Consider the following 858-nt stretch of genomic DNA (forward strand, 5'->3'; position numbering starts at 1 on the left):
TGCCCTAAAAGAAGACAAAATTGTGGATTTAAAAAAATCTTCTACCTCGCTAAGCAAGCTCAAAAGCAGTACGAACAAACTCTTGTCGAAGCTCGTGAAGGAACTCCCCTCAATTCCAAGACCTTCTGGGACATGGACAAAGTCATTTCTGATGGTGTTAAAAAGGGACAACACATCTATCATATCCTCAAAACTCATAACCTTGATGTCAGCTCCTCAACTGTCTATCGACACATCCGAAAAGGATACCTATCTATCGCTCCTATTGACCTAGCCAGAGCCGTTAAATTCAAAGAAAGACGGAAAAGTAAGCTACCTTCCATCCCTAAAGAAGCGAAAAAAAGCCGTTCCTATGAGGATTTCCAAAACTATTTAGCCCTTAATCAACTAGACTCTTGGCTAGAAATGGATACAGTTCTGGGGAGGATGGGAGGTAAAGTCCTACTCACCTTCAATCTATCTTTCTGTAACTTTATCTTCGCTAGACTTCTGGATAATAAAACTGCCCTTGAGGTTACCAAACACCTCTATGACATCAAGAACACTCTTCACCAAGCTGACAAAGATTTCTTCCAACTCTTTCCTGTCATTCTGACAGATAATGGTGAAGAGTTTGTCAGGGTTGATGAAATCGAAATGGATGTGCGAGGAGAGAGTAGACTCTTCTTTTGTGACCCTAATCGCTCTGACCAGAAAGACAGAATTGAGAAAAATCACACGCTGATTCGCGATATTCTACCAAAGGGAACTTCTTTTGACAACTTAACTCAAGAGGACATTAATCTCGTTTGTTCGCATGTCAACAGTGTCAAACGCGCTGCTTTGAATGGAAAGTCAGCCCATGAACTCCTTGCTTTT

1 protein-coding gene is annotated in these 858 nt (G+C 41.3%); it reads left to right on the forward strand.

Annotation, left to right across the window (positions count from 1 at the left end):
* A partial coding sequence (locus GEZ85_RS10105) for an IS30 family transposase (RefSeq protein ID WP_153210218.1) occupies positions 1-858 on the forward strand: 858 nt, incomplete at both ends.

This window comes from Streptococcus mitis (assembly GCF_009496205.1).
In the GTDB taxonomy this organism is placed as follows: Bacteria; Bacillota; Bacilli; order Lactobacillales; family Streptococcaceae; genus Streptococcus; species Streptococcus mitis_BN.